Source organism: Tenacibaculum sp. Bg11-29, assembly GCF_002836595.1.
In the GTDB taxonomy this organism is placed as follows: domain Bacteria; phylum Bacteroidota; class Bacteroidia; order Flavobacteriales; family Flavobacteriaceae; genus Polaribacter.
On the sequence record NZ_PJBB01000003.1, the window covers coordinates 3,917,368 to 3,932,500 of the forward strand.

At 31.0% G+C, this 15,133-nt stretch carries 11 protein-coding genes, 2 rRNA genes and 1 riboswitch (1 of these 14 cut by a window edge); of the genes, 1 reads left to right on the plus strand and 12 read right to left on the minus strand.

Going from position 1 to position 15,133, the window contains the following annotated elements; genetic code table 11:
• Window positions 1-21 precede the first annotated feature (21 nt).
• The 10 genes from CXF68_RS17590 to CXF68_RS17635 form a co-directional block, all read right to left on the minus strand.
• The gene (locus tag CXF68_RS17590; RefSeq protein WP_101046415.1) at window positions 22-369 is read right to left on the minus strand and encodes a 4Fe-4S dicluster domain-containing protein; all 348 of its coding nucleotides are present in this window, start codon (window positions 367-369) and stop codon (window positions 22-24) included.
• Window positions 370-380: 11 nt separating this feature from the next.
• Window positions 381-1,628, minus strand: coding sequence for a sulfate adenylyltransferase subunit 1 (locus tag CXF68_RS17595; RefSeq protein WP_101046416.1), 1,248 nt, complete (start codon window positions 1,626-1,628; stop codon window positions 381-383).
• A 104-nt stretch (window positions 1,629-1,732) separates the two neighbouring features.
• On the minus strand, window positions 1,733-2,638 hold the full coding sequence (cysD, locus tag CXF68_RS17600; RefSeq protein ID WP_101046417.1) for a sulfate adenylyltransferase subunit CysD: 906 nt from the start codon (window positions 2,636-2,638) through the stop codon (window positions 1,733-1,735).
• Window positions 2,639-2,648: 10 nt separating this feature from the next.
• Window positions 2,649-3,275, minus strand: a complete 627-nt coding sequence (locus CXF68_RS17605) for a phosphoadenosine phosphosulfate reductase family protein (protein ID WP_028888183.1) — start codon at window positions 3,273-3,275, stop codon at window positions 2,649-2,651.
• Complete coding sequence (locus CXF68_RS17610; RefSeq protein WP_101046418.1) at window positions 3,275-3,526, minus strand: DUF2061 domain-containing protein; 252 nt, start codon at window positions 3,524-3,526, stop codon at window positions 3,275-3,277. The genes CXF68_RS17605 and CXF68_RS17610 overlap by 1 nt, the downstream gene beginning before the upstream one ends.
• Window positions 3,527-3,645: 119 nt before the next feature.
• The gene (locus tag CXF68_RS17615) at window positions 3,646-4,053 is read right to left on the minus strand and encodes an Rrf2 family transcriptional regulator (protein ID WP_028888181.1); all 408 of its coding nucleotides are present in this window, start codon (window positions 4,051-4,053) and stop codon (window positions 3,646-3,648) included.
• A gap of 28 nt (window positions 4,054-4,081) precedes the next feature.
• The gene (locus tag CXF68_RS17620) at window positions 4,082-5,248 is read right to left on the minus strand and encodes a PLP-dependent aspartate aminotransferase family protein (protein ID WP_101046419.1); all 1,167 of its coding nucleotides are present in this window, start codon (window positions 5,246-5,248) and stop codon (window positions 4,082-4,084) included.
• Between the two features lie 61 nt (window positions 5,249-5,309).
• Window positions 5,310-8,708, minus strand: coding sequence for a bifunctional aspartate kinase/homoserine dehydrogenase I (thrA, locus tag CXF68_RS17625; RefSeq protein ID WP_101046420.1), 3,399 nt, complete (start codon window positions 8,706-8,708; stop codon window positions 5,310-5,312).
• A 98-nt stretch (window positions 8,709-8,806) separates the two neighbouring features.
• Window positions 8,807-10,081 (minus strand): O-acetylhomoserine aminocarboxypropyltransferase/cysteine synthase family protein, encoded by a 1,275-nt coding sequence (locus CXF68_RS17630; RefSeq protein ID WP_101047585.1) that lies wholly within the window; start codon window positions 10,079-10,081, stop codon window positions 8,807-8,809.
• A 122-nt stretch (window positions 10,082-10,203) separates the two neighbouring features.
• Window positions 10,204-10,328, minus strand: a riboswitch (SAM riboswitch).
• A 921-nt stretch (window positions 10,329-11,249) separates the two neighbouring features.
• Window positions 11,250-12,143, minus strand: a complete 894-nt coding sequence (locus CXF68_RS17635) for an IS1595 family transposase (RefSeq protein WP_101042912.1) — start codon at window positions 12,141-12,143, stop codon at window positions 11,250-11,252.
• A gap of 216 nt (window positions 12,144-12,359) precedes the next feature.
• On the opposite strand from CXF68_RS17635, the gene CXF68_RS17640 reads away from it, so the two are divergent.
• Window positions 12,360-13,328, plus strand: coding sequence for an IS110 family transposase (locus tag CXF68_RS17640; protein ID WP_101046421.1), 969 nt, complete (start codon window positions 12,360-12,362; stop codon window positions 13,326-13,328).
• A gap of 499 nt (window positions 13,329-13,827) precedes the next feature.
• Here CXF68_RS17640 and rrf read toward each other — a convergent pair.
• Both rrf and CXF68_RS17650 read right to left on the minus strand, forming a co-directional pair.
• A 5S ribosomal RNA gene (gene rrf / locus CXF68_RS17645) occupies window positions 13,828-13,936 on the minus strand.
• Between the two features lie 100 nt (window positions 13,937-14,036).
• Window positions 14,037-15,133 (minus strand): 23S ribosomal RNA (locus CXF68_RS17650) (it continues 1,787 nt past the right edge of the window).

A 15,133-nucleotide genomic window follows, 5' to 3' on the forward strand; every position in this document is an offset into this window, starting at 1 on the left:
AAAGCTCGTAAGCGTTACTTTTTAATTATGTAAGAATTTTTGTTTTGCCAATAATTCTTCTTCTGTTTCTACATGATTGTCATCTGGTACGCAACAATCTACTGGACATACCGCTGCACACTGTGGCTCTTCATGAAACCCTATGCACTCTGTACATTTATCAGGTGCTATAAAATAATATTCGTCAGATACTGCTTCTTGTGTTTCTTCTGCATCTACTTCAATACCATCTTTTAATTTTACATTTCCTGTTAATGAAGTTCCTTCACTATATTTCCAATCTTCAGCCCCTTCATAAATAGCTGTATTTGGGCATTCTGGTTCGCATGCCCCGCAATTGATGCATTCGTCTGTTATTATAATTGCCATACTATTTTGAATTACTTAATAAAGCCAACTCCGGCAGTATTATTTGTTTTAGGGTTGATTAAAATAAAAGTTCCATTTGCTTTATTTTTATCATAAGAATCAAAAAACAATGGTTTACTTAATTTTAAAGTTACATCTCCAATTTCATTTAATGTTAATTGTGATGGGTTTTCTTCTGCCCCTGAAAAATCAGTTTTTATAATAGATGATAATGACATGATTTTTGCTTGCACATCGTTTACTCCATGTTTTACATAATATTTATTGGAAGCTTCTAAAGGATCTTTATCCATCCAACAAATAGTTGCATCTAACTCTTTAGCAACTGTTGGTTGTTCGTTCGTTTTCACTAACATATCACCTCTACTTACATTTACATTATCTTCTAAAGTAATTGTTACTGAACTTCCTCTTTTAGCTTCTAAATACTCTTTATCAAAGAAATGAATACTTTTTATTTTTGATTCTGTTGCTGATGGTAATACTGTTACCGAATCACCTACTGCTAAATCTCCTCCATAAATTTTACCTGCATATCCTCTAAAATCATGATATTTATCTGTTTTAGGTCGTATAACAGTTTGTATAGGAAAGCGTGTTTGAGACTTTTCTTGTAAATCTTCAGAAACTAAACCTTCTAAATGATCTAATAATGTTTCTCCTTTATACCAAGGTGTCTTTTCTGATTTTTTAACAACGTTGTCTCCTTGTAAAGCCGACATAGGTATAAAAGTTAATTTTTGACTTTTATAAGAACTTTTACTTGCTAAATATTCAATTTCATTTTTTATTTGATTAAATTTTTCTTCTGAAAAATCAACCAAATCCATTTTATTAATAGCTATAACTACGTTTTCAACTCTTAATAGTGTATTTATAAAAAAGTGACGGTAAGTTTGCTCAATTACTCCATTACGTGCGTCAATTAATACAATTGATGCTTGTGAGTTTGAAGCTCCTGTAACCATATTTCGTGTATACTCAATATGCCCTGGAGTATCAGCAATAATAAAACTCGTTTTTGGGGTCGAAAAATATATATGAGCTACGTCTATCGTAATACCTTGTTCTCTTTCTGCAACTAAACCATCTGTTGCTAATGAAAAATCTAAATAATCAAAACCTCTTTGCTTACTTTTTTCTTCAATGGCTTCTAGCTTATCATCTGTTAACGAGTTAGTGTCATATAAAATACGTCCGATTAAGGTACTTTTACCATCATCTACACTACCTGCTGTTGCTATTTTTAATACATTCATTTTTTTATGCTTTTGGCTGATAGCTATATTTTACTACTTGCCTATATTTAAATTACTAAAGACTAAAATGCTTTAGTTAAATGGAAAATTCACTTTATTAAATTTTAAAAATACCCTTGCTGCTTACGTTTCTCCATGGCTGCTTCTGATCGTTTATCATCTATACGAGCACCTCTCTCTGATATTGTTGATACTTTAATTTCATCTACTACTGTATTTATGTCAACAGCATTAGAAAGTACAGCTGCTGTACAACTCATGTCTCCAACAGTTCTAAAACGCACCATTCTTTCTTCTACCTCTTCATTTTCATCTCTATAAACAACATCATCTTCTGCTGACCATATTAATCCATCTCGTAAAAAAGTAGCTCTTTTATGTGCAAAGTAAATTGATGGAATTTCAATTTCTTCACTTTTAATGTATGACCAAACATCTAGCTCTGTCCAATTTGAAATAGGAAAAACTCGTACATTTTGCCCTAAATCAATTCTTCCATTTAGCATATCAAACAATTCTGGACGCTGATTTTTTTCATCCCATTGACCAAAGTCATCACGAACAGAAAAAATACGTTCTTTAGCTCTTGCTTTTTCTTCATCTCTACGTGCGCCACCAATACATGCATCAAAACCAAACTCTTCAATTGCATCTAATAATGTTTCGGTTTGTAGCATGTTTCGGCTAGCGTACTTACCTGTTTCTTCTTTTACTCTTCCTTTATCAATATTGTCTTGAACGTTTCTAACAATTAATTCAACACCTAATTCTTTTGCTAAACGATCTCTAAATTCAATAGTTTCAGGAAAATTATGTCCTGTATCTATATGCATTAAAGGAAAAGGGATTTTTGCTGGATAAAATGCTTTTTGAGCAAGTCTTACCAATGTTATACTATCTTTTCCTCCTGAAAATAACAATACTGGTTTTTCAAACTGAGAAACTACTTCTCTAAATATATATATGGCTTCACTTTCTAAAGGGCCTACTTTTATTGTTTTTGTACTCATAATAAAATTATTAAATATGTAAACCACATTCTCTGTTACTCTCTACTTTTGTTGGATCAAAATATTTAAACTCGTTTGGAAGTTTATTATCGCTTAAATACTCATCTAAATCTTTATCTGACCAGTTATAAAAAGGACTTACTTTTAAAATTCCTTCTTTACTAAATGAAATTACACCAATACTATCTCTAAAAGCTGTTTGCCCTTTACGTAAATTAGTAAACCATATTTCTGGTTGATGTTCAGCCATTGCTCTTTTAAAAGGCTCTAACTTTACTTGTTCTGTAAATTTTTCATGATTTTCATCTTCTACAGAAGGAAGCCCCATGGTTATATTACGATGAGCCACGGTTTGTTTTGGTACATATAAACGAACATTCAAACTCAATTTATCAATTAACTCTTCTGCGTGTTTATAAGTCTGAGGGGTATTATAACCTGTATCACACCAAACAACTTTTATTGATGGATTGTCTTTAGTTACTAAATGTAAAAGAGCTACTTCATAAGGTCTAAAATTAGTAGTAATTATTGTTTTTTTGTTTAACTCAAAAACCCATTCTACAATTTCTTTTGGACTTAATTTCTCTAATCCTTTGTTTAACTCTTCAACATTAAATTCGTCTTGTAAACTCATTATTTTCCCCATTTTATTTTGTTCCAAATTCTCTCGTGAAAGAAATACAAAACCATTTTTGTTATCAACTCTATACTTCCTATAGAAAAAGCTAATGCCAGTTCGCCAGTTATTAACCAAGAAATTAAAACTGTATCAATAGTTCCAATTACTCTCCAACTAACCGATTTAACAAAACTTCTCCAAGGATTCTCTGAGTTTTTATCAGATTTGTAATTTTTATTTTCTTCTATTAACTGTTCTAAAATCATTTTTAAATTCTATTCCCTATCGGGTAACTAGGTTTTAAGATTCAACAAATATATATATACATTTCAAATAAAAAAACATTTATTTAAATAATTTACAAAACCCCTAAATTTGTTGAGTATTACACCAGATCGGCAAGTGTATTATTTCGAAGTACTTTTAAAGTATTATCTCTAACTTGTATCATTAATTTGTGAACAGAACATGCATCTTCATCAGGACAGTCACTACATTTTTCATAGTAATTAAGGCTTACACAAGGTAACATTGCTATAGGTCCTTCTAAAGTTCTAATAACATCTGTCATTTTTATTTCTGATGGTTCTTTTAACATATAGTAACCGCCTCCTTTTCCTTTTTTAGCTCCTAAAAATCCTGCTTTTCGTAAGGTAAGTAATATACTTTCTAAAAATTTATGAGAAATATTTTCGCTCTTAGAGATCGTTGCTATTTGAACTTTATCTCCTTTTTCTTGCCTAGCAATAAATGCTAGCGCTTTTAAGCCGTATTTTGTTTTTTTAGAAAGCATACTACAAAAATACACTTTTATTTAATTGTTAATTCTCTAAAGCTTGTTTTAAATCATTAATAATATCTACTACATTTTCTAAACCGATAGAGCATCTTACTAACCCATCTGTAATCCTCACCTCTAACCTATCTTCAACACTTAATTTACTGTGTGTTGTAGATGCTGGGTGCGTTACAATTGTTCTTGTATCACCTAAGTTTGCAGACAATGAGCACATTTTAATTGCGTTTAAGAAATTTCTTCCCGCAGTAATACCTCCTTTAATTTCAAAAGCAACAACATTACCTCCTAATTTCATTTGCTTTTTTGCTATTTCATATTGAGGATGAGATTTTAAAAAAGGGTATTTTACTAAATTTACCTTCGGATGTTCTTCTAAAAAGTTGGCTACTTTTAAAGCATTTTCACAATGTCTATCTACTCGAATACTTAATGTTTCTAAACTTTTTGATAAAACCCATGCATTAAAAGGTGACATTGCTGGTCCTGTATTTCTTGAAAATAAATAAATTTCTTTTATTAAATCTTTACGTCCAACAGCTACACCTCCTAAAACTCTTCCTTGTCCATCAATTAACTTAGTTGCTGAGTGCAAAACTAAATCAGCTCCAAACTTAATAGGATTTTGTAGATACGGAGTAGCAAAACAATTATCTATAACCAATAACAAACCATGCTTTTTTGCTATCTCACCTAACAATTCTAAATCAATAATATCTACAGCTGGATTTGTTGGAGTTTCAGCATATAAAATTTTAGTATTTGGTTTAATTAAACTCTCAATTGTATCTACTTCAGTAATATTAAAATAACTAGTTTCAATATTCCACTTTGGTAAATATTTGGTAAATAAACTATGAGTAGATCCAAAAACTGAACGACATGAAACAATATGATCTCCTGCATTTAATAATGCTCCAAATGTAGAAAACACTGCTGCCATACCTGTTGCGAAAGCATAACCAGCTTCAGCACCTTCCATAGCAACTATTTTATCAACAAACTCTGTAGTATTAGGATTTGAGAATCTACTATATAAATTTTTCTCTTTTTCTTCTGCAAATGATGCTCTCATATCTTCTGCATCATCAAAAACAAAACTAGATGTTAAATATAATGGTGTTGAATGCTCTGAAAATTGTGAACGTTCTGTTTGTGTTCTTATCGCTTGTGTTTCAAAATTCTTACTCATATTTATTATTTTTACAGGTACTACTTATGCAATACCTCTTATATTTTTATGACATTAATGCCTAATTATTATTTTTTGCTAATCGTAATATATCCCCAAAAACACCTCTTGCTGTTACTTTTGCTCCTGCTCCTGCTCCCTGAATTACAATAGGTTGCTCACCATATGATTCTGTAAATATTTCAAAAATAGCATCCGAACCTTTTAAACTTCCTAAAGGTGAACTTACTGGTACAGAAACTAATTTAACATCTAATTCTCCTTTACTTTGCTGTAAATCTCCATGCAAGTCTCCAATATATCGTAACACATGGTTCTCTTTTTGAAGTTCTTTTTCATTTTGAAAATGAGAATTTAATTTATCTAAGTTCGCTAAAAATTCTTCAGAAGTAATATCTCTAAATTTATTTGGAATTAAATTTTCAATAGAAATATCTTCAAATTCATTTTCTAAATCTAATTCTCTAGCTAAAATTAATAATTTTCTTGCTACATCATTACCACATAGGTCTTCACGAGGATCTGGCTCTGTAAATCCACTATCTATTGCTTCTTGTAGTATTGTTGAAAATGGTGTTTCTTCAGAAGAAAACTTATTAAACAAATAACTTAATGATCCTGAAAACACACCTCTTATACGTGTTATATTTTCTCCTGAATCATGTAATAATTTTATTGTATCAATTAATGGTAATCCAGCGCCAACATTTGTTTCATATAAATATGATTTATTATTTTTATCTAATGATACTCTTAACTCTTTATAAAATGAATGTGAAACTGTATTCGCTATTTTATTTGAAGAAACCAAATCGAAACCTGACTCAACTAAAGGAATGTAATTTTTTATAAAATCACTACTTGCTGTATTATCTACTGCTATTAAATTTTCTAAATGATGCTTTTTTGAGTATGCTATAATCGAATTTACTATTGAACTGTCATTAGCACTTTCCTCTAAATTTTTTTCCCAATTTTCAGCAACTCCATTTTTAATTAATAATACTTTTTTAGAGCTTGCTATCGCAAAAATATTTAATTGAATTTTACGTCGTTCTAAAACCGATTTAGAACTCTCTATTATCTGATTTATTAAAGTACCACCAACTAAGCCTTTTCCAAAAACTGCTATGTTTATTTTTTTTGCTATTCCAAAAACTTGACCATGAATTACATTAAGTGCTTTATGTAATTCATCTTTTTTAACAACAATACTTACGTTTTTACCTGAAATGGTATTATTAAATAATAAAGGCACAATTTGATTCTTAATTAAAGAATTATAAGGATGGTGAAATTCACTTAAATCTTGCCCTATTATAGAAATTACAGAGACATTATCTACAATTGAGATCTGGTTTACATCTTTTGTATATAAATCATTTTCAAATTCTTTCTCTAAAACTTTAACAGCTTCTTCTGCTTTATCCTTATCAATTACCAAACCAATGCCTCGCTCTGATGAACCTTGTGAAATTATACTTACACTAATTCCAGCATTACTTAGGGTTCTAAATATACGTGCATCAACACCTACTTTTCCTAATAAACCTCTTCCTTCAAAATTTAATAACGCTACTTTATCTAAAACAGAAAGTGATTTTATTCCTTTAGATGTAGATTTAGCTGTAATTAAAGTTCCATTATCTTTTGGATTAAATGTATTTAAAATACGTAGATTAATATTTTTTTCTAATAATGGAATAATTGTTTTTGCATGTAAAATGTTTGCTCCAAAATTTGCTAATTCATTTGCTTCTGAAAATGATAGCTCTTCTATTTTTATAGCATCTGAAACTAAATCAGGATTTGCTGTAAAAATTCCATCTACATGAGTATAGTTTTGTAACTCTTCTGCATCTAAATAATTTGCAATTAATGAAGCTGTATAATTACTACCATTTCTACCTAAAGTAGTTGTTTCACCTTTTAAATTAGAAGCAATGAAACCAGGTATTATAGCTACTGTATTCTCTTTAAATTGTTTAAAATGATGAATTACATTTTCTTTTGATAACGCGATTATTGGCAAAGCATTACCAAAACTCTCATCTGTTTTTAATAATTTTCTTACATCAGTTACATGTGCTTTTACATTTTTATTATTTAATAATTCTGAAACTACTTTTATTGATAATAATTCTCCATGAGCAAGTACTTCATCTTTTATTTTTTTACTATAATCACCTAATAAACGAACTCCTTCAAATAATTCTTCTAATCTTAAAAACTCATTAGAAAAATCAACTAATGGTGTTATTTTAGTTTGATAATTCCTAAAGATTTCTAAATTATCTTTATAGGGTTCATTCTTTGAGGCTTTCTCTAACAAATTTTCTAAATCGTCAGTTGCATTACCTCTAGCAGAAACTACAACTGCTATTTTTTCTCCTTCATTAACTTTATCTTCAATAATAGAAACAACATTTTGTATTCCTTCGTTAGATAATGATTTCCCTCCAAACTTTAAAATTTTCATTTTTTTATTTTTTGAATTTTTATTGAATATTGGTTCAATAATTTTTTCTAATTGCTCGTATTCTATTAAAAAAGCATCATGCCCATGTACCGAATTAATTTCGCTATATGTTACATTACTATGAATGGAAGCTAACTGTTTATAAGTTTCTCTATTCTCTTCTGCTGTAAAAAATAAATCAGAATCAACTCCTATAATATGAATATTTGCATCTATAGTTTCTAATACTTTTTGATGTACTCTACCTTTTGTAACATCAATCGTTTTTAACAATTGATTCATTAATTTATAAGAAGCTAATTGATAACGTTCCTGTAATTTTTCACCATGATGTAACAACCAACTTTCTACATTAAAAACTTGTAAATCTTCATTTTTTGAGCGCTTAAAACGTTCTTTAAAAGATGTAGGTGTACGATAGCATAACATTGCATGCATACGAGCATCATGAACAGGTTTACTTGAATTTGTTAAAAACTGTTCTTGTATTTGGCAATTTGCAATCAACCAATCGGTGGATTTCCAATCCGTAGCTATAGGAATAAAATGTTCTGCAACTTGTGGTTGTAACACAACCATTTCCCAAGCAATTCCTCCTCCTAAAGAACCTCCAATTAAAGCAAATAATTTATTTATTTTAAGTTCTTTAATTCCTAATAAAAATAATCTTGCAATATCTCGAGCAACAAATGTTTTATACTCATCAATTAAAAAACCATCATACCCATTTCCAGGAATATTAAAAGATAAAACAGTATATGCTTGTGTATTTATTACTTTTTCTTGCCCAACTAGGTCTTTCCACCAACCATGTTCACCGGCAACATCACTATTTCCTGTTAATGCGTGATTAATTAATATTACAGGTGCAGTACCTAATTCTCTTCCAAAAACTTCATAGCTTAACGGAATTTCATCAAAAAAAGCATTGTTTTCAGTACTAAACTTAAGAATATTTATATAAGGTAGATTATCTCTCAACTTGTTATTTTTTTAATATTTAAAACCGAATGATTTACATCAAATTATTTTCTCACTTCAAAAAACTCAAAAAAATTCGGCGTTATACTATTATCTTTTTATATTTTAGAAAATGATTCTTTTAAGTCAGCTTTTAAATCTTCAATATTTTCAAGCCCTACAGATAGTCTTATTAAATCTTGCGAAACTCCAGCACTTGCTTGTGCTTCATTGCTTAGCTGTTGATGAGTTGTACTTGCTGGGTGAATAATTAAAGATTTAGTATCGCCAATATTAGCCAATAATGAAAACAATTTAGTCGTATCAGCTATTGTTTTTGCTGCCTCATAACCTCCTTCTACTCCAAAAGTTACAATACCACTTTGCCCATTTGGTAAATATTTATCAGCTAATTTCTTATATTTACTACTCTCTAAACCAGGATAATTAACCCAAACTACTTTATCCTGCTCTTCTAACCATTTAGCTAAAGTTAATGCATTTTCACTGTGCTTTTTAATTCTAATTTCTAATGTTTCTAATCCTTGAATAATGTTAAACGCATTTGTAGGACTTAATGCTCCACCAAAGTCTCTTAATCCTTCTAAAATTAATTTAAAAGTATAAGCTGCAGCTCCCAAAGCTTCGTGATATACTAAACCATGATAACCGGCAGATGGCTCTGTAAATTCTGGAAATTTACCGTTTGCCCAATTAAAAGTTCCTGCATCAATAATTGCGCCTCCTAAAGAAGTTCCTTGACCTCCAATATATTTTGTTAGTGAATGAATTACAATGTCTGCTCCGTGTTTAATTGGATTTAACAAAGCAGGTGTAGCAACGGTATTATCTACAATAAAAGGAACTTTAGCATTTTTGGAATGTTCCGAAATAGCTTCTAAATCTAATACATCAAGTTTTGGATTCCCTAAAGATTCTACAAAAAATGCTCTTGTATTATCTTGTACAGCAGAAGCAAAATTATCTGGATTTGAAGCATCAACAAAAGTTGTTGTAATACCCAGTCTAGGTAATGTAACACTCAATAAGTTGTAAGTACCTCCATATAAACTACTAGAAGCTACAATATGATCACCTGCCTTTAACAATGTTAATAAACCTGTTGAAATTGCTGATGTTCCTGAAGCGAAAACGACAGCTCCGATACCTCCTTCTAAAGCAGCTAAACGATCTTGTAAAATTTGATTTGTTGGATTATTTAATCGTGTATAAATAAAGCCAAGTTCTTTTAATGAAAAAAGGTCTGCTGCGTGATCTGAATCATTAAAAACATATGATGTTGTTTGATAAATAGGAACTGCTCTTGTACCTCCTGTTTGTTTTACATCATGTCCTGCGTGCAACGCATTGGTTGCAAATTTTTGTGTACTCATTTTTCTTGTTTTTTGAGTTAATAAAAAAATTAAAACAAAAGCCAAATGCATCCATAAATGAATGTACTTACTAGAAAAATGTTATAAAGAATTTTAGTAATTACAGATGAGTAATTACTTTTGAGTTATCTATCCAATTTTAGATAAATGAATCTAAAATTAAGTAGAATTTAGCACCTACTTTGTCTAAAACAAAGGGTTGCTAAGGTTTCACAGGGTCTAATCCCTCCACCTTTCTTGATAACATTGTCAATAAGTTATTGAACTTTGTGAGTACAAATATTCAATTATTAAAAGTTAATATCCTAATTTTTTTTACTTTTTTTTGTGAAAATATTTTTATTTTGAACTTAACAGGTAATACATAAAAAATATTTCTTCAAAAAAATAAAAAAAAAGCTATTACCAATACATAAAATAAAACATCTAAATATCGCAACAAAACTCCTTATAGAAATAAAAGTAAGTGATTTAAACACAAATGATAATCTATATGAACCATTGTATTTACTACTCTTATTCTTGTTCTACAATTTTAGAGTAAGCAAGTAGAAAATTATAAACTTAATATTCTAGCAAGGCCAGTTATTGATGTAGAAACTCCGTCATCATCAACTAATTTAAATACAATTAACTTGGAATGCATCTACTAATAATATTGGTATTACTATGCATCGAAAATAAAAACGAAATATTTATTACTCCTACTTCTCATAATATAATCAGCTTAGTAGAAAATACTATATGTAACTTCTATGTAAAAACTAAAGACAATATATAAGTAATTACAAGCTGTAATAATTGAGAAAACAGAAGTTAATCATATCTAAATAAATTATTTAGATATGAAGTGTGCCATCTAATTATAACAATAGATAATTGCTTTAATACTAAACAGTAATTAAATAAAAAAATCTAAAATAAACTGCATTAAATTTTATAGATCTACCATATATCTATATTCATAATTTCTTAAAAACAAGTATCCCTCTTAATGATTAGTAGTTTATTTATACTTAATAAGGTACTTCTTACATTAAATAATATTAAAAAAGTATCAACTTTATCCATCTAAATATTTATTTTTTTTAATATGAAGTTCTCAACTTTATGAGTCTAAATACATCTTAAGTTAGCAATTTAATAAAAAGATTATAGAGGTCAGTAGTTATCTACATATAATTTGTTCGTGATGTACTTTACCCTTTTCAACCATTTTTCTTATTAAGTTATTGAATATTGTTTCTTTGCTTTGTGAGCGATTAATTCTGAAACAAAATTCATTAAAATATCTGTTTATGTTAAAGTCACTTACCCAAGAGTAAGTTGTTCTTATCCAAGATTTCACTTGATGAATCATTGTATGAAGAGCTTTAAAGTTCATACCTCCATTACTTTCAATTTGGGTAATATCATAGGCTTTAGCAATAGGTCTGTAGCCTCTCCATTTATCAGTTATCACTTTAGCTTCTCGACTGATATGATTCACGAAAATATATTGTAAAGAAGTAGCTGAAAAATCTTCGATTCTCATTGCATACATTCTTTTTACTTTTCCATCTTCAGTTAGCTCAACAGCAGTTATAGCCTTCTTTTTCTTTGCTTTATAACTTCTGCCCACTTTATCTTTTTCACGACCACCTAGAACAAACTCATCAACATGAACAATCCCAGTCATAGGATTATTTCCACTACTTTTCATAGCCTCTCTAATTTTAAGCATAAATAAACGTGCTGTCTTTTCTGTGACACTAAAACGAACTGAAACATAGCTTGCAGAAAGACTTTTTGTACTTGTACTCATTTCAAAAACAATGAAAAAAGCTTTTCTAACTCCAAATTTAACTTTGTGGAAAAGTGTGTTTGACGTTGCAGATTCCTGATGAGAACAAATATTGCAAGTACGTGAGAAATCCTTTCTTATTTGAGCCTTTTTATGACCACATTTAACACATTGAAAACAATTTTTCCATTTAATATCTGCCAAATATTCCTTGCAATCTTCATTAGTTTTGAACCGATCAGCAAACTCTAGAAGGTTTTGGCCTTTAAAAATATTCATAATAACATTATATTCGTTGACTTTAAAGATATGAACTTATATACTGACCTCTAAAAGAGAGAATTAAGGTTAATTTATACGGTGAAGCATTGACTTCGACAACATTGGTAATTGGCTCTCTTTTCTACTAAAAATCACGTTCAGTTCTGTGAGACCTAGATCTCGATTTCAAGTTGTTGTGAGTCAAGTAGCTTATTCTTTCATAAATCAGTTCTTATGAATAAATATAAGGAAATTTTTGGAGTTGACATTAGCAAAGACGTATTTGATGTTCATGGAAGTAAAAGTGGCCATGATCAATTTGAAAATAATGCATCTGGTTTTAAGTCCTTTCTAAAAAGGCTTCCTAAAGAATCATTAGTTGTAATGGAAGCAACAGGGTATTATCATTATCGATTAACTCAGTTTTTACACAAACAAAACATTATTGTTTCAGTAGTAAATCCTTTATCGTTAAAGCGATTTATTCAAATGAAATTAGCTAAAATAAAAACAGATAAAAGTGATGCCAAAGCCATTTATGAATATGGACAAATAAATGAAGTGCCTTTATATACAGCGCTCACAAATGTTCAAAGTAAATGTTTGCAATTGTTTAGATTGATGGATAGTTGTATCAAGAAACGTACAGCGACAAAGAATAAAATCCATGGAGAGGAAGTTTTAGATATTCCATCTAAATATGTATATCGTAGTTTAAAACGAATAAAAAAGTATTTAGATAAAGAGATTTTAGGAATAGAAAAGAAACTATTATCATTAGTAAAGCAAGAGCAGCAAGTACAGTTAACCTTATTGACAAGTATTCCAGGAATAGGACTTAAAACAGCTTTATTTATGATTGTAATAACCGATGGTTTTACCAAGTTTGAAAACTCAAAACAACTCTGTAGTTATGTTGGCATAACCCCAACAATACGAGAGTCAGGTAGCAGTGTAAGGGGGCGAAGTAGGATTAGTAAAGTAGGTAATCGAAAATTACGAAACCTCTTGTTTTTATGTTCCTTTAATGCATGTAAACATAGTAAAGCATGTAGAGATATTTACGAGCGTATTGTAAACAAAGGAAAGAGTAAAAAGCAAGCTTTAATAGCCGTTTCAAATAAGTTAATCAAACAAAGTTTTGCTATTGCAAAATCTGGTTTGCCTTATGATGAAAAGTATGTTTCCGTTTTCTCAAAATAAGTAGTGTTTAGCTAAAAAATAAAAGCTCAAAATACCAAGTAATAGCATTTTGAGCATAGAATAATATTGTATTAATTTAATGAAGAAAAGATTTGTTTTTTACCTCAGTTCTTTGTTACGCTTTAGATATCTTTTTTTTTAAGCTTTATTAAAAATATTTAACTAGACATTAATAAATATTTGATTATAATCTATCATTAAAGGCCTTCAAACAGTTATACACGCATTCTTAAATACTTTTCAAGCAATAAAACTCATCTATCGGTTTTAGTTCCTAAAAACTGTTATGTTTGCTTTAATGAAATATATCAGTGTGATTAAAACATCATTTTAATAATATTTACTGATACCACAGATAAATTAATCTGATTTACTTAATACTTATCATTATTTAAATAAAGATCATTCTATATAAAGCTTCATACTTAGATATTCATTGTTTTCATTTGAGTTTAGGGCAAAAAAAAACCTCAATCTATAACTAGATTGAGGTTTAAAAGAAAGGCAACGACCTACTCTCCCACCATTGGCAGTACCATCGGCGCAAATGGGCTTAACTTCTCTGTTCGGGATGGAAAGAGGTGAGCCCCATTGCGATAATCACCTTAAATTGTTTCAGTATATTACAACTGTATAAGTTAACATATTAGTAAAATCATATCGTAAATTATCAAAAGAGTTTGCGTCCCGACCCGAAGGTCGGGAACTATACATAAGCCTATGGGTTATTAGTAATACTCGGCTATGACATTACTGCCTTTACACCTGTATCCTATCAACGTGGTAATCTTCCACGACCCTTTAAAGAAATCTCATCTTGTGGTGGGTTTCGCGCTTATATGCTTTCAGCGCTTATCCCTTCCCAACGTAGCTACTCTGCAATGCTCCTGGCGGAACAACAGATACACCAGAGGTTAGTTCAACTCGGTCCTCTCGTACTAAAGTCAAATCCACTCAAATTTCTAACGCCCACAGCAGATAGAGACCGAACTGTCTCACGACGTTCTGAACCCAGCTCGCGTGCCACTTTAATGGGCGAACAGCCCAACCCTTGGGACCTTCTCCAGCCCCAGGATGTGACGAGCCGACATCGAGGTGCCAAACCCCCCCGTCGATGTGAGCTCTTGGGGGAGATCAGCCTGTTATCCCCGGAGTACCTTTTATCCTTTGAGCGATGGCCCTTCCATGCGGAACCACCGGATCACTATGCTCTACTTTCGTACCTGATCGACCTGTATGTCTCTCAGTCAAGCTCCCTTATGCCATTGCACTCTACGCACGGTTACCAAACGTGCTGAGGGAACCTTTAGAAGCCTCCGTTACTCTTTTGGAGGCGACCACCCCAGTCAAACTACCCACCACGCACTGTTCTCATTGCTGAGTTAGATTCTAGATAAGCAAAGGGTGGTATTTCAAGGACAACTCCACAACGCCTAGCGACGCCGCTTCATAGTCTCCCACCTATCCTACACATTACTTATCCAAAACCAATACGAAGCTATAGTAAAGGTTCACGGGGTCTTTTCGTCCCGCTGCGGGTAATCGGCATCTTCACCGATACTACAATTTCACCGAGCTCATGGCTGAGACAGTGTCCAGATCGTTGCACCATTCGTGCAGGTCGGAACTTACCCGACAAGGAATTTCGCTACCTTAGGACCGTTATAGTTACGGCCGCCGTTTACTGGGGCTTCATTTCATTGCCTCGCCGAAGCTAACAACTCCACTTAACCTTCCAGCACCGGGCAGGTGTCAGGCCTTATACATCATCTTTCAATTTAGCAAAGCCCTGTGTTTTTGATAAA